General features: G+C 73.5%; 13 protein-coding genes. 11 read left to right on the top strand and 2 right to left on the bottom strand.

The genetic code is table 11. The annotated features are described in order from the left end of the window. The 5 genes from IE237_RS03760 (at position 1) to IE237_RS03740 (ending at position 11,229) form a co-directional block, all read left to right on the top strand. Positions 1-2,367 (top strand): serine/threonine-protein kinase, encoded by a 2,367-nt coding sequence (locus IE237_RS03760; protein WP_189800336.1) that lies wholly within the window; start codon positions 1-3, stop codon positions 2,365-2,367. Positions 2,368-2,524: 157 nt separating this feature from the next. Beyond that, complete coding sequence (locus tag IE237_RS03755; RefSeq protein ID WP_189800335.1) at positions 2,525-5,677, top strand: serine/threonine kinase C-terminal domain-containing protein; 3,153 nt, start codon at positions 2,525-2,527, stop codon at positions 5,675-5,677. Between the two features lie 112 nt (positions 5,678-5,789). Further along, positions 5,790-7,496, top strand: a complete 1,707-nt coding sequence (locus tag IE237_RS03750) for a serine/threonine-protein kinase (RefSeq protein WP_189800334.1) — start codon at positions 5,790-5,792, stop codon at positions 7,494-7,496. A 152-nt stretch (positions 7,497-7,648) separates the two neighbouring features. Continuing rightward, positions 7,649-9,322 carry a succinic semialdehyde dehydrogenase gene (locus IE237_RS03745; RefSeq protein WP_189800333.1) on the top strand — a complete coding sequence of 558 codons (1,674 nt, stop codon included), beginning with the start codon at positions 7,649-7,651 and terminating at the stop codon, positions 9,320-9,322. Positions 9,323-9,417: 95 nt separating this feature from the next. Next, positions 9,418-11,229 (top strand): GMC family oxidoreductase, encoded by a 1,812-nt coding sequence (locus tag IE237_RS03740; RefSeq protein ID WP_189800332.1) that lies wholly within the window; start codon positions 9,418-9,420, stop codon positions 11,227-11,229. Between the two features lie 764 nt (positions 11,230-11,993). Here the strand turns inward: IE237_RS03740 and IE237_RS03735 are convergent. Next, entirely contained in the window at positions 11,994-12,287 is a 294-nt protein-coding gene (locus tag IE237_RS03735) for a chorismate mutase (RefSeq protein ID WP_189800331.1), read from the bottom strand. Between the two features lie 324 nt (positions 12,288-12,611). Between IE237_RS03735 and guaA the strand changes: the two genes are divergently transcribed. The 4 genes from guaA (at position 12,612) to IE237_RS03715 (ending at position 17,265) form a co-directional block, all read left to right on the top strand. Then, positions 12,612-14,204, top strand: coding sequence for a glutamine-hydrolyzing GMP synthase (guaA, locus tag IE237_RS03730; RefSeq protein ID WP_189800330.1), 1,593 nt, complete (start codon positions 12,612-12,614; stop codon positions 14,202-14,204). 105 nt (positions 14,205-14,309) lie between these two features. Continuing rightward, positions 14,310-15,098, top strand: a complete 789-nt coding sequence (locus tag IE237_RS03725; protein WP_189800329.1) for a class II aldolase/adducin family protein — start codon at positions 14,310-14,312, stop codon at positions 15,096-15,098. Positions 15,099-15,284: 186 nt separating this feature from the next. Continuing rightward, complete coding sequence (locus tag IE237_RS03720) at positions 15,285-16,517, top strand: hypothetical protein (protein ID WP_370468143.1); 1,233 nt, start codon at positions 15,285-15,287, stop codon at positions 16,515-16,517. Positions 16,518-16,608: 91 nt separating this feature from the next. Then, on the top strand, positions 16,609-17,265 hold the full coding sequence (locus tag IE237_RS03715; RefSeq protein ID WP_370468142.1) for a DoxX family protein: 657 nt from the start codon (positions 16,609-16,611) through the stop codon (positions 17,263-17,265). A gap of 156 nt (positions 17,266-17,421) precedes the next feature. Here IE237_RS03715 and IE237_RS03710 read toward each other — a convergent pair whose 3' ends face one another. Next, positions 17,422-18,762 (bottom strand): PspC domain-containing protein, encoded by a 1,341-nt coding sequence (locus tag IE237_RS03710; protein WP_189800327.1) that lies wholly within the window; start codon positions 18,760-18,762, stop codon positions 17,422-17,424. Between the two features lie 156 nt (positions 18,763-18,918). On the opposite strand from IE237_RS03710, the gene IE237_RS03705 reads away from it, so the two are divergent. Both IE237_RS03705 and IE237_RS03700 read left to right on the top strand, forming a co-directional pair. Then, entirely contained in the window at positions 18,919-20,181 is a 1,263-nt protein-coding gene (locus IE237_RS03705; protein ID WP_189800326.1) for an ATP-binding protein, read from the top strand. Continuing rightward, positions 20,178-20,894, top strand: coding sequence for a LuxR C-terminal-related transcriptional regulator (locus IE237_RS03700; RefSeq protein WP_189800325.1), 717 nt, complete (start codon positions 20,178-20,180; stop codon positions 20,892-20,894). The genes IE237_RS03705 and IE237_RS03700 overlap by 4 nt, the downstream gene beginning before the upstream one ends. Positions 20,895-21,043: the final 149 nt, after the last annotated feature.

Genomic DNA, 21,043 nt, shown 5'->3' with positions numbered 1-21,043 from the left:
ATGTCGGAGGCGGAGCAGTCGCGGGACAAGGCGAGGGACCCCCGGCGGGACGCCGCCGCGGGGGCCGCGACCGACGGCGACCGAGGAGCGGTTCCGGCCGCGCGTGAGCCGGAGCGGGACGCGAAGGACGCGCAGGTCAGCCGGGGTGCACAGGACCCGGAGGACGCGCGCGTCCCGGAGCCGGGCGTCGACGACGCGCAGCCCGCGGCGGGTGTCGCGGACGCGGAGGGCGTCACCGGACCGGAGGGTGCCGACGGCGCCGCCCGGGACGTGAAGGACCCTCAGGACGCGCCGTCCGAAGGGGCGAAGGGTCCGGGCGGAGCCGGGGGCGGTGGCCAGGACGCCGCCGCGTCCGGGCGGCTGCGCGGCACCGAGCCCTCGACCGGACGGGCCGGTTTCGGCGCCGGTGACGGCGACGGCGAGAGCGAACGCCGGACGGGCGCCCCGACGGCGCGCGGCGGCGACAGGTTCCGCAAGGCACCGGCCGGCGAAGGACGGCTGCTCGCCGGCCGCTACCGGCTCGGCGTGGTCCTCGGACGCGGCGGCATGGGCACCGTGTGGCGCGCCGTCGACGAGACCCTCGGCCGCACCGTGGCCGTCAAGGAGCTCCGCTTCCCCACCAGCATCGACGACGACGAGAAGCGACGCCTCATCACCCGGACCCTGCGTGAGGCGAAGGCCATCGCCCGGATCCGGAACAACGGCGCCGTCACGGTGTACGACGTCGTCGACGAGGACGACCGCCCGTGGATCGTCATGGAGCTCATCGAGGGCAAATCGCTCGCGGAAGCCATCCGGGAGGACGGCACGCTCACGCCCCGGCGCGCCGCCGAGGTCGGCCTCGCCATCCTCGACGTGCTGCGCTCCGCGCACCGCGAGGGCATCCTGCACCGCGACGTGAAGCCGTCCAACGTGCTGATCGCCGAGGACGGCCGGGTCGTCCTCACCGACTTCGGCATCGCCCAGGTGGAGGGCGACCCCTCGATCACCTCCACCGGCATGCTCGTCGGCGCCCCCTCGTACATCTCCCCGGAGCGCGCCCGCGGCCACAAGCCCGGTCCGGCCGCCGACCTGTGGTCGCTGGGCGGCCTCATCTACGCGGCGGTCGAGGGCAGCCCGCCGTACGACAAGGGCTCCGCCATCGCCACCCTCACGGCGGTGATGACCGAGCCGGTCGACCCGCCGAAGAACGCGGGCCCCGAGCTGGAGCAGGTCATCTACGGCCTGCTGGCCAAGGACCCGGCGCAGCGGCTCGACGACGCCCGCGCGCGGGTCCTGCTGCGGGCCGTGCTCGACGCGCCCGAGGCGCCGCCCGTGGCCTCGCCCGAAGTCACCACCGTCGTACCGCTGCCGCCGCGCCCCGAGCAGGCACCGGCGGCCCCGGCGGCCGACAAGGGGCCCGACGCGGCCGCCGACCGGATGCGGGGTGCGCTGAAGTCCGTACGGAACGCGGCGGCCTCCGTGAAGGCCGAGCCGACGCCGGCGCCGCGACTGGCGACCGAGCCGCTGCGGGGCGGCGGCAAGCCGGCCCCGACCCGCGCGCCGCTGACCGATGTCGTGCCGCGCCGCACCCTCGTGATCATCGCCGCGGTCGCGGTCCTCGCCGTGCTCGGGACGATCCTCGCGGTCTCCCTCGGTGGCGGGGGCGACGAGGGCAACCAGGGCAAGGGCGACGGGGGCACCACGGCCTCGGCGGGCGCCTCGGCAGGAAGTGACGGTTCCGGTGGTTCCGGCGGCTCGGGCGGAGCCCAGGGCCAGTCGTCCGGCGGCCCCGGCCAGCAGGGCGGAACGCAGCCCGGCACCGACGGCGGCACGTCGACGACGGGCAGCGACGGCACGACGGGCTCCACGGGCGGGCAGAACGGCACCACGCCCTCCGGGAAGCCCGGAGGCGAGGCGGGCGCGCAGCTGCCCGCCGGCTACGCCCTCGTCACCAACGGCCGGTTGCACTTCGCGATGGCCATGCCCTCGACCTTCACGTTCCACTCGATCCCGGGATACGCCCTCGGCGGGATATACAACGAGAGCGGCGGCTTCCCGCGCGTCCAGGTCGACTACAACGCCAGTCCCAAGGACAACGCGGCGAGCGCCTGGGAGCTGGCCAGGTACGGCGTGGCCGCCACCAGCCAGGACTACAAGCACATCGGCATAAGGCCGGTCTCGTACAAGGGCTACCCGACCGTCGCCGACTGGGAGTTCGAGCGCACGCAGAAGGGCATCCGCGTCCACGTGCTCAACCGCGGCTTCAAGGTGGACGCCACGCACGGCTACTCCATCATGGTCAGCTGCGCGTCGGACGAGTGGAACGGCGCGGAGTGCAAGACGCTGCGGGAGACGGCGTTCGCCACGTTCACCCCCAAGGACTGACCGGTGGCACGTATCGTGAGGTTCACGGACCGAAAGCAGCCGGACAGAGCCGTCAACTGCGCGGTGCCGGACCGGAACTGACGGACTCGCGTGATCCCGCCCGATCCGGAGGGATCCGCGGGCCCACGGGGGACAGCGTGCGCGCGGGGGAGGCGTCGTGGACGACTACGCGGGAAGGGTGCTCGCCGACCGCTACCGCCTGCCGCTGCCGCCGGCGGACGCCGACGCGTACGACCCGGTGGAGACGCGCGCCTTCGACACGTACAGCGGGCAGGAGGTCCTGGTCCGCCAGGTGCCGCTGCCGGAGTTCGTCGACGCCGAGGTGCTCGACGGGCGGGACGGCCCCGCCGGTCCCCACGGCGGTGCGGGGGCGGCCACCCGCCGGCCGGCCGAGCCCGTCGTGCGCCGGGCGATCGAAGCCGCCCAGGCCGCCGCGCAGATCCCCGACCATCCCCTCCTCGACCAGGTCTTCGACGTCTTCGCGGAGGCCGGCTCGCTGTGGATAGTGAGCGAGCGCGTGCCGGCCAGACCGCTGGCCGCGTTCCTCGCCGAGCGGCCCCTCAACCCGTACCGCGCGGCCGAGATAGGCGCCGACGTCCTCACCGCCCTGCGCGCCCTCCACGCCCACGGCTGGGTGCACCGGAACATCACCTCCCGGACCGTGCTCGTCTGCGACGACGGACGCGTGGTCCTCACCGGCCTCGCGGTGGGCGCCGCGGAGGAGGCCCTCTGCGGCTACGCCCCGGTCCCGGACCCGTCCGACGCGTTCGCACCCGCGGCCGACGGGCCGGAGGAGTACGAGCCCGGGGTGTACGAGGCGGAGGCCTACGAGGCGGAGACGTACGGCTCCGAGGAGTACGGCGCCGAGGCGTACGGCTCCCGGACGTACGAGTCCGAGGCGTACGAGTCCGAGGTGTACGAGTCCGGGTCCGGGGTCCACGAGGTCGAGGTGTACGCGCCCGAGTCGCATCGGGCTGAGCCGTATGTGCCTGAGCAGTATGCGCCCGAGCCGTACGCACCTGAGACGCACGTGCCCGAGCCGTACGCACCCGAGCCGTACGCGCCCGAGTGGCCCGTGCCCGTCGAGGATCCGGGCTCCGAGGAGTACGCGACCACCGCGTACGGCTCCGAGGCTCTCGGCGGAGAGGTCCACGAGGCGGGCGGCGACGAGCCGGACGAGGACGACCCGCCCGCGACGGAGTCCGGCCCCTCCGATTCCGCGCCCGACCCCTCCGGCTCGGACACGTACGGCTCCGACCCCTACGGCTCCGACCCCTACGGACGGGCCAAGCCGGCCGTCGCCGAGACGCAGCCCCCGGCCGCCCCGCCCACCGCCGACGTGCGGGCCGCGCGTGCCGGAGCCATCGCCGCGTACCGCGCCGGCGCGCGAGCCGCCGCCCGGCTCGGCGAGACCGGGGCGCTCCCCGTCCAGCGCCCCGCGCCCCCGGAGTCGCCCGAGCCGCCCCCGCCGCCGACGGCACAGGCCTCCGGCGCGCCCGAGCCGCAGTGGTGGGCGCGGGTGGCGGACGACGACGAGGACGACGAGGACGGCGACGAGCCGTACGGCGGCCCGCAGGCCGGTCCGCCGCCCCGGGTGATGCTGGCCGGCAGCTGGAGCGACGGCCCGCACGCCTCGCGGGACGGCTCCGGGCCGATCCCGGCCGGCGGCAGCCCCGTGCTGCCCGGTTCGGGCCGCCCGGCGCTGCCCGCCGGGTACACGGCGGCGACCCCGGACCCGGCGCGCCTCCCGGCCCCCGCCGCTTCCCGGGACGAGGCGCCGGTCGCGATCCCGGCCCAGGCGCACCGCGGCCCGACCACGCGGCTCGCCGCCGAGCGGGCCCGTCAGACCCGGATCGCGGTCGTCGGTGCCGTGACCGAGCGCTGGGCGCCCGAGCAGGCCGGGCCCGTGCACGAGAACTGGCGCCTCGCCCCGCCCATCGGCCCCGCGACCGACCTGTGGGCGCTCGGCGCGCTCCTCTACCGGGCCGTCCAGGGCCATGCCCCGTACCCCGAGGACAGCGCTGCCGAGCTGGTCCAGCTCGTCTGCGCCGAGCCGCCGGCCTTCGCCGAGGAGTGCGGGCCCCTGCGCCCGGTCGTGGAGTCCCTGCTGCGCCAGGACCCCACCGAGCGGCCCGACTTCGAGGAGCTGCGCGGCTGGCTGCGCTCCCTGGTCCGCTCGGCGCCGGAGCCGGAGGCCGGGCTCGGAGTCGTACCGCTGCCGTCCTTCGACGAGGCGAGGCTGCCGATCGTGCGCCGGCGCGGTGAGCTGGTGCGCCGGTGGCGGGGGGCGGCGGGGGCGGGCCGGCACCGCCACAAGCGCGGCAAGGACGCGCGCCCCGAGACCCGGTACGAGGAGCGACGGGCCCCCGCGCGCGGGCCCGCACCCGGCCAAGAGCACGAGCACGACCAGGAGTTCGACCAGGAGTACGGTCAGGCGTACGGCCAGGACCACGGCCACGCGCGCGTACAGCCGGATCACCGCGAGGAGTTCCGCGAAGAGTTCCAGGACGGCTTCCGCGAAGAGTTCCAGGACGGCTTCCGCGAGGAGTTCCGGGACGGCTTCCGTGAAGAGTCCCGCGGGTCCTCCCGCGCCCCGGGCTCCCCGCGGTCCCTGGGCCGTACGCTCCTGATCCTCGTCTTCCTGCTGCTCGGGGGAGCCGTCGCGTACGCCGTCCTGTTCATGCCCGGCGAGGGTGAGCAGCCCGACACGCGGGCCACGCCCACGGCCGGTCCGGCGTCCTCGGCGCCCGGCACCACCGCGCCCACGAGCGGCCCGCCCGCGACCACGAATCCCGCCGATCCCCCCACGAAGCCGGCCACCACCCCGCCCCCGGCGGACCCCGCGGCACCCGCGCTCGCCGCCGGGTACGAGCTGCGCCAGGACCCGGAGGGCTTCCGGATCGGGGTCCCGAAGGGATGGCGGCGCAGCCCGGTCAACGACGCCGGTCAAGTGCGCTACACCAGGGGTGACTTCACGCTGATCGTCGTCCCCGGCCGGGACAGCGTCCAGGACAACGGCTCGGACCCGCTGGAGTACCAGAACACCAAGGAGCGCGAGCTGGAGCCGTACCGGTCGTCCAGCTGGTCGCAGGTGGAGAGGGCCCGCCGGGTGGACATCGGCCGGACGCCGACGGCCGAGGGGCACTACACCTGGCTGGACAGCACGGGCCGCGAGGTGTTCGTGCGCAACCTCGCCCTGATCGACGGCGGTCGGTACCACGTCGTCCAGGTCATCGGTCCGGAGAGCGAGCGCGACAAGGTGTCCGAGATCTACGAGCAGGCCACGAAGGGGTTCCGCCCGGGACGCTGATACGTAAGTCCCACCGGCCCCCGGTCACAGTGCTGTTCCTATGACCGCCCCGAGGTTCCGTCGCCCGTCCCCCCCTCCGTAACCTTGCATCAGAAGGAACGGGCGGGGGCAAGTGGAACATTCTCAGAGCACAGGGGCGGGGCTGCTGCTCGCCGGTCGCTACCGGCTGGGCGAGTCCATCGGACGCGGCGGCATGGGCAAGGTCTGGCGCGCGCACGACGAGGTGTTGCACCGCGTGGTGGCGGTGAAGGAGTTGACGGCGGGCCGGTTCGTGGCCGAGGCCGACCGGCTCGTGCTGCACGCCCGTACGCAGAAGGAGGCGCGGGCCGCCGCGCGGATCACGCACCCGGGTGTGGTGACCGTCCACGACGTCCTGGAGCACGACAACCGGCCGTGGATCGTCATGCAGTACGTCGACGGGCCCTCGCTCGCCGACGCGGCGAAGGAGGCCGGCACGATCGAGCCCCGCGAGGCGGCCCGGATCGGGCTGCACGTCGTCGGCGCGCTGCGGGCCGCGCACGCGGCCGGGGTGCTGCACCGGGACGTCAAGCCGGGCAACGTGCTGCTCGCGCGCGACGGGCGGGTCCTCATCACCGACTTCGGCATCGCGGCGATCGAGGGCGACTCGACGATCACGCGGACCGGCGAGATCGTCGGCTCCATCGACTATCTGGCGCCCGAGCGGGTGCAGGGCGGCGACCCGGGTCCCGCCTCCGACCTCTGGTCCCTCGGCGCCACGCTCTACACGGCGGTGGAGGGCACCTCGCCGTTCCGCCGCACCTCCCCGATCAGCACCATGCAGGCCGTGGTGGCCGAGGAGCCGCCGCACCCGGAGAAGGCGGGGCCGCTGGCCTCCGTCATCGTGGCCCTGCTGCGCAAGGACCCGGCGCAGCGGCCGCGCGCGGACGAGGCCGAGCGGATGCTGCTCGACGCGATGGAGGGGCGTGCTCCGGCGGCGGCGCAGGCCTACGTGCCGACCCAGCGCGTGACCAGGGAGGACCTGGACTCGACGGCGGGCCAGGGCGACGAGGGCCGTGCGGGAGACGGTGCGGGCACGGGGTCGGGTACGGGTACCGGTACCGGTACGGAGAGCCTGGCGGGCGGGCCGCCGAAAGCCACCGCGCGGTGGCCCCAGTCGGCCCAGCAGCCCCAGGGGGCGCACTCCACACTGGTCCCCTCCTCCCCGCCCCCCTCCGGCCGTGGCCGCTGGCGCTCCGCCGTGCTCGCCGCGCTGCTCGCCGGGGTCGTCGCCGGCGGTGCCGTCTTCGCCGCCATGAACTACGCGGGCGGCGACCGTGCCGGCGGTGGCGGCGGAGGACGGACCACGTCGGCGACCGGCCCCGCCACCAAGGGCGCCGGGGACGGCATTCCGGCCGGCTGGCACCGCGTCGAGGACCCGGCGGGCTTCAGCCTTCTCGTGCCGAACGGCTGGAAGCGTCAGACGGAGCGCGACCAGATCGACTACACCCCGGACAACGGCAAGCACCGGATCCGGATCAGCATCGACAAGAACCCCGACTTCGAGAACCCGTGCATGCACGCCATCGACCTGGAGCGCCTCCTGAAGAAGCGCATGAACTACGACCGGGTCGAGCTCGCCCAGGCCACCTACCGCGACCAGGTCCGCTCCTGCCTCTGGGAGTTCACCTGGACCGAGAAGGAGACCTTCCCGGGACCGCGGCACGCGATCGACCAGATGTACTACGAGGACGACGGCACCGAGTACGCGATCTACATGTCCTCGCCGGAGTCGAGCTGGGAGAGGACCCGGGAGCAGTTCGACATCGTCCTCCAGCACTGGCGCGCGCCGGGGGACTGAGGGGCGGAAAAATCTCCGCGCCCGGCCCCCGGCGGCCGTAAGCCCCTGATCAGGACTTATGTGCCAGTGATCGCTGGCGTGGTGTGTGTAGAGGGTGAAAACGCGTTACCGACGGGTACCCAAAGGTCGGAACGCGGCCTACGCTCGCCCTCATGACGGACTCGCAGGCCCCCGCCGCCCCCACGGTTCCCGCCGACGCCGACACCACCGCCGAGGCGGCCCGCCCGGCCGCCCCCGCCGGGGCGACCAACCCGGTCGCGCCCGCGCCGGCCGGCGTGCGGACCGCCGCCGACGTCGTGACGCCCGAGCTGGTCGCGCGCCTCACGCGCGGTGTCGTCGGCTCCGGCCGGACCGCCAACCACACCCCCTTCACCGGGGAGAAGCTGGCGGACCTGCCCGAGTCCACCCCCGAGGACGTCGCCGAGGCCTTCACGCGCGCGCGTGCCGCCCAGGCCGCCTGGGCCGCCACCCCGGTCAGGACCCGCGCCGCCGTCCTCCTGCGCTTCCACGACCTCGTCCTCCAGCGGCAGGCCGAGGTCCTCGACCTCATCCAGCTGGAGACGGGCAAGGCCCGCCTGCACGCCCACGAGGAGGTCCAGGCGGTCGCCGTCGCCGCCCGCCACTACGGCCGCAAGGCCTCCTCCTACCTGCGCGCCAAGCGCCACACCGGCGTCGTGCCGACCCTCACCAAGGTCACCGAGCTGCGCCAGCCGCGCGGGGTCGTCGGCCAGATCGCCCCCTGGAACTACCCGCTGGAGCTCTCCGTCGGCGACGCGCTCCCCGCCTTCGTCTCCGGCAACGCCGTCGTCATGAAGCCCGACACGGAGACCGCGCTCACCGCGCTCTGGGCCCGCGACCTGCTCATCGAGGCCGGCCTTCCCGCCGAGGTCTTCCAGGTCGTCCTCGGCGAGGGCCCGGTCGTCGGCCCCGAGGTCGTCGCCCACGCCGACTACGTCTCCTTCACCGGCTCCACCCGCACCGGCCGCGAGGTGGCCCGGGGCGCCGCCGCCCGGCTCGTCGGCGTCTCCCTCGAACTCGGCGGCAAGAACGCGATGCTCGTCCTCCAGGACGCCGACATCGAGAAGGCCGCCGCCGGAGCCGTCCGCGCCTGCTTCTCCTCCGCCGGACAGCTCTGCATCTCCATCGAGCGGCTGTACGTGCACGAGTCCGTCGCCGACGCCTTCCTGGAGCGTTTCGCCGCCCGCACCAAGGCCATGCGCCTCGGCAGCTCCCTCGCGTACGGGGCGGACATGGGCTCCCTCGTCGGCGAGCGACAGCTGGAGACCGTCACGAAGCACGTGGAGGAGGCCGTCGCCAAGGGCGCCACGCTCGTCGCCGGTGGCGTCGCCCGCCCCGACATCGGCCCCCTCTTCTTCGAGCCGACCATCCTCGACGGCGTCGAGGCCCCGATGGCCGTCTGCTCCGAGGAGACCTTCGGTCCGGTCGTCTCCGTCTACCGCTTCACGGATGAGGACGAGGTCATCGACCTCGCCAACGGCACCCCGTACGGCCTCAACTCCTCCGTCTGGACGAAGGACTCGCGCCGCGGCCACGCCGTCGCGGCCCGGCTGCGCACCGGCACCGTCAACATCAACGAGGGATACGCCCCGGCCTACGGCAGCGTCCAGTCCCCGATGGGCGGCATGAAGGACTCCGGGCTCGGCCGCCGCCACGGCTCCGAGGGCATCCTCAAGTACACCGAGGCGCAGACCGTCGCCCAGCAGCGGCTGATCCCGCTCGCGCCCTCCTTCGGGATGGACGACGAGAAGTACGCCGCCTTCATGAGCGTGTCCCTGAAGGCGATGAAGGCCCTGCGCCTGCGCTGACGGTGACGAAGGCCCGGGCCCGCGCCGACAGTGACGCAGGCCCGGGGCTGCGCCGACGTCCTTCCCTTTTCACACCGTCTCGTCCGAGGAGAGCCATGACCGCGGTACCCCCTACCCAAAATCAGGAGCAGGCGGACGACGCCGCGTACGACTACGACGTCCTCGTCGTCGGCTCCGGCTTCGGCGGTTCGGTCACCGCCCTCCGCCTCACCGAGAAGGGCTACCGGGTCGGCGTCCTGGAGGCCGGGCGCCGCTACACCCGCGCGACCCTGCCGAAGAACTCCTGGGACCTGAAGAACTTCCTGTGGGCCCCCGCCCTCGGCCTCTACGGCATCCAGCGCATCCACCTGCTCGGCAACGTCATGGTGCTCGCGGGCGCCGGCGTGGGCGGCGGCTCCCTCAACTACGCCAACACCCTCTACGAGCCGCTGGCGCCGTTCTTCGACGACCCGCAGTGGAAGGACATCACGGACTGGCGCGAAGAGCTCAGCCCCTACTACGACCAGGCCAAGCGGATGCTGGGCGTGCGCCTCAACCCGACGATGACGCCCTCCGACGTCCACCTGAAGGCCACCGCCCAGGCGATGGGGATCGGCGACACCTTCCACATGGCGCCGGTCGGCGTCTTCTTCGGAGACGGGAAGGACGGCGACGGGACGGCGAAGGCGAAGCCGGGCGGCGAGGTGGCCGACCCGTTCTTCGGCGGCGCGGGCCCCTCCCGCAAGGCCTGCACCGAGTGCGGCGAGTGCATGACCGGCTGCCGCCACGGCGCCAAGAACACCCTCAACGAGAACTACCTCTACCTCGCCGAGAAGGCCGGCGCCGTCGTCCACCCGATGACCTCGGTGGTCGCCGTCACGGAGGACTCGCGCGGCGGCTACGCGGTCAGGACCCTCCCGACCGACAACAGGAAGAAGGGCGCGGGCCGGACCTTCACCGCCCCCCGGGTGGTGATCGCGGCCGGCACGTACGGCACCCAGACCCTGCTCCACCGGATGAAGGACACCGGGCTGCTGCCCCGCATCTCCGGCCGCCTCGGTGAGCTGACCCGCACGAACTCCGAAGCGCTGGTCGGCTCGCAGACCACCGACCGCCGCTACCGCAAGCGCCACGGCAAGGACCGGGTCGACTTCACCAAGGGCGTCGCGATCACCTCGTCGATCCATCCGGACGACAACACCCACATCGAGCCGGTCCGCTACGGCAAGGGATCCAACTCCATGGGCGGCATGACCGTCCTCCAGGTGCCCTACGGCGCGCACCGGGTCCGCAAGTGGCTCCTCGAACTGGTCAAGCACCCCGCGCTCGCCGCCCGCTCGCTGTCCAACCGCCGCTGGTCCGAGCGGACCATCATCGGCCTGGTCATGCAGTCCCTCGACAACTCCCTGACCACCTACCGCAAGCCCGGCGGCCTCGGAAAGGGCCTGCTCACCGCCCGCCAGGGGCACGGCGCGCCCAACCCCACCCAGATCGAGGCCGCGACCCGGGCCGCGCGCCTGATGGCCGAGGAGATCAACGGCTTCGCCGGCTCCAACATCGGCGAGCTCATGGGCACCCCGCTCACCGCGCACTTCCTGGGCGGCTGCCCCATCGGCGCGGACGCCGACACCGGCGTCATCGACCCGTACCACCGGCTCTTCGGGCACCCGGGGATCTCCGTCGTCGACGGCGCGGCCGTCTCCGCCAACCTCGGCGTCAACCCGTCCCTGACGATCACGGCCCAGGCGGAGCGCGCCATGTCCTTCTGGCCGAACAAGGGCGAGGAGGACACGCGCCCGCGGCAGGGAGAGGCGTACGTACGGCTCTCGGCGGTCGAGCCGAAGTCCCCCGCCGTCCCGTCCGAGGCCTTCGGTGCCCTGCGGCTGCCGTTCCTGGGGATGCCGGCGGTCCCGCCGAAGAAGGACTGACACCGAAACGATGGAAAGGGCGCTGCACCCCCCTCCGAGTGCAGCGCCCTTCCAGCTTTGGTGTTGCTGCATAGATGACCCTCCGCCCCCGCGATTGGTTGTAGCGGTTGCACAGGATCTTCGTGTGACGCGCGTCACGTCCTGGGAGGTGCCTGTGGGGCGGGCGTGGTGCGTGGTGTCCGGCGGACGCGGGGCGGACGCGGGGCGGGCGTCGGGCGGGCGTGGTGCGGGCGTGAAAAGGGCCCCGCGCTCGCGATTCCGGTCGCGGCGCGGGGCCCTCGGGGTCGGCACCGGTGTCAGGGCAGCGGCGGTGCCGAGCGGGGCGGCGCCGGGGGGTTGCGCCGCAGGGGGAGGGGAGCGGGGGATCAGGGGGACGGGAAGGTCGGGAGATCGGCCGGTTGCGGCCGGCCCCGGGCGTCCCCGGGACCGACCGCCCTTTCTGGGTGACCGGGCTGCTGTCCCCTGCTGTCCGGTCACGCGCGCTGGTGCGAGGTCCCACGACGTACCGGAGAGGTACGCCACACGCCCCAGCGAAGCCACGCGTGGTTTCTTCGGGCCCGCCCCTGGCTGGCACGGACACCCGGACCAACGAAGCCCGGCGGGAGCCGGTCACGCGCCGTACGGGTGAGAGCGGTCCCGAACTCGGGTACGGGAGCACACTCGGGCGCGTCGCCCGGACACGGCCCGCGGGCCACCCGGACATGGGGCCCGCGGGCCGCCCGGACACGGGGCCAGGCATCGCTCGGAGGCGGCCCCGGCATCGCTCAGATACGGCCCCGGCACAGCTCCAGCATCGTCATCGCGAGCGCCGTGCCCGGCTTGCCGAGGGCGTCCCGGTAGTGACCGAGGACCTCCATCTCGCGGTTCAGGTTCACCCGGCGGCCGCCGGAGGAGATCCGGGCCTCCTGGATGACGGCGGAGACGGCCATCCGCTCCTGGATGAGGCCGATGATCCGGTCGTCCAGCGAGTCGATGCGCTCACGGGCGCCACCGATCAGCGCCGCCGCCTCGTCGGTGCGGGCGCCGGTCTTCTCGGTGGTGGCGGTGTTCGTCGTCATGGGTGGGGCTCCTCGTGGTGTCGGATGCCCCGGAGCGACACGGCCCGGAGAAAGCAGAACGCCCCGGGCCTTGTCGGCCCGGGGCGCCTGGGAAGTCGCTTGTCAGTTGCTCAAGCAGCACGACCATGGCAGCCGGTGGGCCGGTTGCCATAGGTAAAGAGGAAGGTCGAGTGCTTGCGCATGGCCCCAGTATGGACCCCCTCCCGAAGCCGGGGACAACCCGGGTTCGGATGGTGAGACGAAAAGCGACACCGCCGCGCCGGTAGAATCGACAAATAGCCCCCCCTTCGGGGGAACCTCTCCTACCGCCGGAAGGCCGCCGTAGTGTCATCAGCGACTCCCGCTGCCGCGCCCGACGTCTCCAACCCGGACGTAGTCCTCGTTGTCGACTTCGGCGCCCAGTACGCCCAGCTCATCGCCCGTCGCGTCCGTGAGGCGCGGGTCTACAGCGAGATCGTCCCGTCCACCATGCCGGTGGCCGAGATGCTGGCCAAGAACCCGAAGGCGATCATCCTCTCCGGCGGTCCGTCCTCCGTGTACGCCGAGGGCGCCCCGCGCCTCGACCGCGCGCTGTTCGAGGCGGGCGTCCCCGTCTTCGGCATGTGCTACGGCTTCCAGCTGATGGCGACGACCCTCGGTGGCACCGTCGACAACACCGGCGCCCGCGAGTACGGCCGGACCCCGCTGCACGTCTCCAAGGCCGGCTCCACCCTCTTCGAGGGCACCCCCGTCGAGCAGTCCGTGTGGATGTCGCACGGCGACGCCTGCTCCGCCGCCCCCGAGGGCTTCACCGTCACCGCCTCCACGGACGTCGTGCCGGTCGCCGCCTTCGAGAACGACGAGAAGAAGCTGTACGGCGTCCAGTACCACCCCGAGGTGCTGCACTCCACGCACGGCCAGCAGATCCTCGAGCACTTCCTCTACCGCGGCGCCGGCATCGAGCCGAGCTGGACCACGGGCAACGTCATCGAGGAGCAGGTCGCGGCCATCCGCGCCCAGGTCGGCGGCAAGCGCGCCATCTGCGGTCTCTCCGGCGGCGTCGACTCCGCCGTGGCCGCCGCGCTCGTGCAGAAGGCCATCGGCTCGCAGCTCACCTGCGTCTACGTCGACCACGGCCTGATGCGCAAGGGCGAGACCGAGCAGGTCGAGAAGGACTTCGTCGCCGCCACCGGCGCCAACCTGAAGGTCGTCGACGCGCAGGAGCGCTTCCTCGACGCGCTCGCCGGCGTCTCCGACCCGGAGACCAAGCGGAAGATCATCGGCCGCGAGTTCATCCGCGTCTTCGAGCAGGCGCAGCTGGAGATCCTCCAGGAGGAGGGCCCCGAGGTCGCGTTCCTCGTCCAGGGCACGCTCTACCCGGACATCGTCGAGTCCGGCGGCGGCACCGGCACCGCCAACATCAAGTCCCACCACAACGTGGGCGGCCTCCCCGACGACATCGAGTTCGAGCTCGTCGAGCCGCTGCGCCAGCTGTTCAAGGACGAGGTCCGGATGGTCGGCCAGGAGCTCGGCCTGCCCGAGGAGATCGTCCAGCGCCAGCCGTTCCCCGGCCCCGGCCTCGGCATCCGCATCGTCGGCGAGGTCACCAAGGACCGTCTGGACCTGCTGCGCGAGGCCGACGCCATCGCCCGCGAGGAGCTCACTGCGGCCGGTCTCGACCGCGAGATCTGGCAGTGCCCGGTCGTGCTGCTCGCCGACGTCCGCTCCGTGGGCGTCCAGGGCGACGGCCGCACCTACGGTCACCCGATCGTGCTGCGCCCCGTCTCCTCCGAGGACGCCATGACGGCCGACTGGTCGCGCCTGCCGTACGAGGTGCTCGCCAAGATCTCGACCCGCATCACCAACGAGGTCGCCGACGTGAACCGTGTCGTCCTCGACGTCACGAGCAAGCCGCCGGGCACCATCGAGTGGGAGTGACCCCTCCCGCACGCCACTGAAGCCGCCGCCCCGGACACCCGGGGCGGCGGCTTCGTCGTGTCCGGGCTCTGGTGACTTGACCGGCCGGGCGTTACCTTCCGGCGCATGAGCGTGATACCGGACCCCGTCCCCGTCGAACGGCTCCACTTCGCCCTGCCGCCCGTCCACGCGACGGCCGAGGAGGAACGCACCCACCGCAAGCAGCGGCTCGCGGGCGCACTCCGGCTCTTCGGGCGGCTCGGGTACGAGGAGGGCGTCTCGGGCCACATCACCGCCCGCGACCCCGAGTACCCCGACTGCTTCTGGGTGAACCCCTTCGGAGCACCGTTCGAGGAGCTGACCGCGAGCGATCTCATCCTGGTCAACGGCGAGGGGCAGGTCGTCCGGGGCGGCCACCACGTCAACCAGGCCGCCTTCACCGTCCACGCCCAGGTCCACCGGGCCCGGCCCGACGCCGTCGCCGTCGTCCACACCCACTCCGTCCACGGGCGAGCCCTCGCCGCGCTCGGCGAACTCCTCGACCCGATCACCCAGGAGGCCTGCGCCTTCTACCAGGACCACGCCCTCTACGACGCCTACACCGGCGTCACCGTGGACGCCGAGGAAGGCCGCCGCATCGCCGTCGCCCTCGGCGCGTTCAAGGCGATCGTGCTCCGCAACCACGGGCTGCTCACCGTCGGCACCTCCGTCGACGCGGCCGCCTGGTGGTTCATCGCACTCGAACGCTCCGCCCAGGTCCAGCTGACCGCGCGGGCGGCCGGCAAGCCGGTGCTCATCGACCACCGCGAGGCCGTCGCCACCCGGGAACAGCTCGGCAGCGACCTCGTCGCCTGGATCAACTACCAGCCCCTGTGGCGCAGGATCAGTCGAACAGACCCCGAACTCCTGTCGTAACACCATCGCTTCACCCTTCTGTACGTCAATGGGATGGCGCGTCAATCACTCTCCGGCGGGGCGCACGCGGCAGGCGCGGGAGCCGCCGGTGCGGCACAATTCCGTTGAATCAACGGCTGGTTGGCCCTTCGGGGCGCTCCGGTACGCATTGACGCGGGCCGTGAAGTGAGCTCGGGAGTGAGCACCGTGGCGGTTCAAGAGGCGAGACAGTACGGCGAGCACGCGACGGCCTGCGCCGGCTGTGCCCACTGCGGGCAGGCCGGGCACCGGCGGGCCGTGGCCGCCTTCCTGGCCCGGCGCGACGAGCTCGCCGCCGGGCACGGCGTCCCCGCTGCCGTCGCCCACTCGCCGGTCGCCGCCCGCCAGTGGGTCTCCGACGAGCTCGCCCAGTCCGCCCGCGCGGTGGCCGTGCGCGGCCGGGAGGCCGGGCTCGCCTGGCTCGACCGGGTACGGCGCGGCGGCCTCGGCGCCGTCTGGGGCGGTGTCGTCGCCCTCCTGCTCGGCCAGGCCCTCACCGCCATCGACGGCGGCTGGACCGGCGCCCGCACGGCCGGCCTCTGCACGGCCCTGGTGCTCGCCGTCCTGCTCAGCGCGGCCGCCCACGCCCACCGGGCCCGCGGCGGTCTCCTCGCCCCGCTGATCGGCGAGGACAACCGGCTCTCCACCACCCGCGCCGTCGCCGCCGCCTGGCTCCTGCTCCTCGGTTTCACCCTCCTCTTCCTGGCCTTCCGGTCGCCGGGCGCGACCGCCTTCGGTCTGGCCCGTGGCGCGGGCCTGCTGACCGTCCTCGCCCTCGTCGCCTCCGTCACCGTGACCGCCCGTCTCGTCGTCACCCTGGGGATCGCCGCCGGACGCCTCCAGAAGGTCCGCGCCGACCGCCCGCGCGCGGCGGACCTGGTCTGCGACGACAGCGGCCGGGCCGCTCTCGCCGACGTCCAGTACCTCCTCGTCTCCGGCGCCGTCCTGGCCCTGGCCGCCGTCGGTCTGGCCGCCGACCCCGACCGGCTCCCCGAGGTCCCCTGGTCCCTCGTTCTGCTCGTCGGCGTCTCGGCGGCCTGGCACCTCGCCGCGAAGTGCACCGAGGGCGTCCGCCCGGCGATCCACTCCGTGGTCCGGTCCCGGGAGGCGGGCGACCTCGACGCCCCGATCCGCACGGGTGACGACATCGAGATCCGCGGCTGCGGCTTCGTCCCGCCCGGCGCCGGTGCCCCCGATCCGCTGACCCGTCTGGTCGTCCGCATCGGCCCCGTCCACGCCCACGTGCCGCTGGTCCCGGTCCCGGGCGGCTTCGCCAACCCCACCGACGCCGCCCTGACCGTCCCCCTCCCGGCGGACGTGGAACCGGGCCGGGTGGAGGTCTCGGTCGTCACGGCGGCCGGCGTGGAGTCCAACCGGGTCACGATCGACGTCGTCGACTGAGCGTCCTGCCCTCCTTCCCGTGTCCCGGGCGCCAGGTGCGAGGAGAATCGTTCCGCGAACAGTCGTACGGGGCGTGGAGAGGTGACCGACGATGACGGGACAGACGGACCGGCCGCACGACACGGGCGACGGCACGAGCGGCACCGGTGGCCCCGGCGGCGCGGGTGACACCGGTGGGACCCGAGGCCCGGGCGGGACCGACGGCCCGCGGGGCACCGACGGCCCGGGCGGGACCAGCGGTTCCGGCGGCAACGGGGGTTACGCCGAGCGGAAGGCCACCTTCGACCAGTGGAAGGCGATCGCCTCCCGCTATGCCCTCCTTCCGCTGCGGATCTTCCTCGGGGTCACCTTCATCTACGCCGGCCTCGACAAGCTCACCGACCCGGCCTTCTTCGCCGACACGGGCAGCGGCTCCATCGGCGAGATGATGCGCGGTGTCCGCGACGGCTCCGCGATCCCCGCCCTCGTCGACCTCGCCCTCAACAACCCCACCGGCTTCGGCTACGCCATCGCCTTCGAAGAGCTGGCCGTCGGACTCGGGACGCTCTTCGGTCTCTTCGCCCGACTGGCCGCGCTCGGCGGCGCGCTGATCTCCTTGAGCCTCTGGCTGACCGTGAGCTGGCAGGTGAACCCGTACTACCTCGGCAACGACCTGGCCTATCTGATGTCCTGGCTCCCGCTGCTGCTGGCCGGGGCACCGGTACTCTCGCTGGATTGGCTCCTCGCCGAACGGCGCCGTATTCGATAGGCGACCCAGGTCGCGAGGGCGGCGGTGCCCAGGCCGCCGCAGAGCACCGGAATCACCGCGTACCACGGGGTCGTCCAGGCGTCGGCGGCGTCGCCCGCGTAGACGGCGGCCAGCGCGAGGGCGGTCAGGCCGACGAGCAGCCGGCCGGGACGGAACTCATGAAGCAGCACGGGTGACCTCCACCTGTCCGAGTCCGACCTCCAGCGAGAGGTCCAGGGTGCCCGCCGGGGTCGTCCCGGCCGGCGGCTTCAGCGTCCGTGTCACGTCACGGTCCGGAGCGATGTCGATGTCGTCGGCGGGCGCGCCCGGCAGCTGCAGATCGCCCAGGCCCACCTCGGCGTGCAGCTTCACCACGGCGCTCTTCGGGACGATCACCTTGAGCTGCCCCGCGCCCACCGAGGCGCGCGTCGTCACCGTCGTGCCGGCCGGGAGCGGGAGCCCGGACAGGTCGAGCGTGCCGACCCCGGTGCCCAGCTCGTAGTCCGGCTGCACCGCGGCCACCGAGGCGGGCCGCCAGGTCTCGCGGACCCATTCCGTGGAGATCCGGTCCGGCAGGGCCGAGGCCAGTGCGAGCAGGCCCGCCGTGACCACGGTCAGGAAGACCGTGCCGAACCCGGTCCGTCCGAGGAAGCTGCTGACGACCAGGCCAAGGCCGAACACCGCGAGGGCGGCCGCCAGACCGATCTGCAGACTGGTGCCCAGCGGGTGCGAGTCCCACGTCAGGCCCGTGCCGAGACCGCCCGCGAGGAGGGCGAGCAGGAAGACGAGCCCCCCGATGGAGAGCGGGCTGCGGCGGACGGAGGGCGTCGGCCGCCCGGGCGCCGCGGGGGCGGGGCCCCACTGGCTGCCCGGCTTCGGCACCTCGCCGTTCACCTTGCCGTCCTCGTCCAGGATCCCGTGCGGACCCCACAGGTAGCCGACGGCCAGTTTGCCCGTCGAGCCGTCCTTGACGATCGGGTCCTTCCACCAGGAGGGAGACTCGTAGAGCGGCGGAGCCTTCGTCTCGGGCGGCGCCTCGGCGACCGTGAGGACCGCCGCGGAGTCCGCTCTGCCCTCGGTCTCGCCGCCTGCCCGGCGCCGCTGCGACCAGACCGCCGCCCCGCACACCGCGAGCGAGAGGGTGAGCGTGAAGCCGAGAACCTCCCCGCTGTGCAGCGTCGACAGGAAGATCCCGCAGCCGATCAGCGCCATCAGCAGGGCCGCGAGGGAGGCCCCGGAGACCCGGCCCGTCAGCAGCCTGCGCCCCTCGCTCTCGTCCTCGCCCGCGAGCGGGATCAGCAGCCACGCGAAGCCGTAGAACACCAGCCCCAGGCCTCCGGCCACCGCCAGCACGCCGATCACCACCCGGAATATCACCGGGTCGAGATCGAAGTGCCGCCCGAGACCTCCGCAGACGCCGCCCACGACGTTGCTTCCGCGCGAGCGCCGGAGCGGCGGGGCGGGATCGGCCTCCGCCGGCGGCGGGGCCTCGTGCTGCGAAGGCATCGAACTCGTCATGCCTCCATGGTGACGGCCCGTGACGCCCAGCGGCACCGGGGCCGACCCTGGCCCGACCCTGATATTCGCGGGGCCCGCGCCCCCGAGTGCGTACCAGGGACGATCTCAGGGCCGACCCTGATGTCCGGGGCGGGCCGAACGTGTGACGATCGGTGCATGTCCGCAACCGCTCGTGTCACCGAGACCGACGAACCACCCGTGCGCAGGCTCTACCGGAGCGCAGACGGGCGGTGGCTCGGCGGTGTCGCGCGCGGCCTCGCGGGCCACCTCGGACTGCCGGTCGTCTGGGTGCGCGCGCTCTTCGTGGTGCTGTCCTTCTCGAACGGCCTCGGCATCGTGCTCTACGCGGTCTTCTGGATCGTCGTCCCGCTCGGTGTCGGCGGCCGGTCGGCCCCGCGCTCCCTCTTCGAGACCACCTCGGACGGGCGCCGCAGACTCCGCAAGCCCGACCGGGGCCAGGTCGTCGCCCTGATCGCGCTCGGCATCGGCCTGGCGGCCCTCGTGGGGAACGTCAGCGTCGACAACGAGACCGGACGCTACATATGGCCGCTGATCCTCATCGCGGTCGGTGTCGCCCTCGTCTGGCGGCAGGCGGACAACGCCCGCCGGGCCAGCTGGACCGACCCGGGGCGCCGCAGACGCGCGCTCCAGCTCGTCCGCGGTCTCGTCGGCGTCGGCCTCGTCGGCACCGGACTCGCGGTCTTCGTGGTGGTCCGCGGCTCCGTCGCCCAGCTCGGCACGGCCGTCACCGCCGCCGTCGCGGTCCTCACCGGCATAGCGCTCCTCGCCGGCCCCTGGCTGGTCCGCATGTCCCAGGACCTCACGGACGAGCGGACCATGCGCATCCGGGCCCAGGAGCGCGCGGAGGTCGCCGCCCACGTCCACGACTCCGTGCTGCACACCCTGACCCTGATCCAGCGCAACGCCGACGACGCCGGCGAGGTGCGCCGCCTCGCCCGCGCGCAGGAGCGCGAGCTGCGGAACTGGCTCTACAAGCCCGAGGGCACCGGCAGGGACGAGGAGCCCACGACGCTCGCCGACGCGGTGAAGCGGGCGGCGGCCGAGGTCGAGGACAAGCACGGGGTCCCGCTGGAGGTGGTCGTCGTCGGCGACTGCCCCCTCGACGAGAAACTGGCCGCGCAGATGCAGGCCGCGCGCGAGGCGATGGTCAACGCCGCGAAGTACGGTGGCGAGGGCGGGGCCGTGCAGGTGTACGCCGAGGTGGAGGGGCGCACGGTCTTCGTCTCGGTGCGGGACCGGGGACCTGGATTCGACCTGGATTCGGTGCCCGAGGACCGGATGGGCGTACGAGAATCGATCATCGGCCGTATGCAGCGGAACGGCGGTTCGGCCCGGCTGCGGTCACCGCAGGGCGGGGGCACCGAAGTGGAGCTCGAGATGGAGAGGGCGGACGGATGAGCGACGAGACCGGAGCAGTGACCGGAACCGATGCGGAGGCAGCGGGCACGGAGCGCCGGGTGCGGGTGGTGCTCGTCGACGACCACCGGATGTTCCGCACCGGGGTCCAGGCCGAGATCGGCCGGACCGAGGTCACCGGCGTCGAGGTGGTCGGCGAGGCCGCCGACGTCGACCAGGCGGTCACGGTGATCACCGCGACCCGCCCCGAGGTCGTCCTCCTCGACGTGCACCTGCCGGGCGGCGGCGGGGTCGAGGTGCTGCGGCGCTGCGCGAGCCTGATGAGCGCGCCCGAGAACCCGGTCCGGTTCCTGGCCCTGTCCGTCTCGGACGCGGCCGAGGACGTCATCGGGGTGATCCGGGGCGGTGCCCGCGGCTATGTCACCAAGACGATCACGGGCACCGACCTGGTCGACTCGATCTTCCGTGTCCAGGAGGGCGACGCCGTCTTCTCGCCGCGCCTCGCCGGCTTCGTCCTGGACGCCTTCGCCTCCACGGACGCGCCGCCGGTGGACGAGGACCTGGACCGCCTCACCCAGCGGGAGCGGGAGGTGCTGCGGCTGATCGCCCGGGGATACGCGTACAAGGAGATCGCCAAGCAGCTCTACATCTCGGTGAAGACGGTCGAGTCGCACGTCTCGGCGGTGCTGCGGAAGCTCCAGCTGTCCAACCGCCACGAGCTGACCCGCTGGGCCACCGCCCGCCGCCTCGTCTGACACCCGCCTCCTCCGGCCCGCCTCCTCCGGCCCGCCTCCTCCGACCCGCCTCGGCCGAGCCCGCCTCGGTCCAGCGGGCTGAGCGGGGCCGACCCGGTGGCTCGGCGGGACTGACCGGGTTCCCGGCGGGCCGACCCGGGTCTCGGCGG

Source organism: Streptomyces tanashiensis (assembly GCF_014648895.1).
In the GTDB taxonomy this organism is placed as follows: Bacteria; Actinomycetota; Actinomycetes; order Streptomycetales; family Streptomycetaceae; genus Streptomyces; species Streptomyces tanashiensis.
Note: the sequence above shows the minus strand (reverse complement) of the source record. Positions and strands in the feature narration are given on the sequence as shown.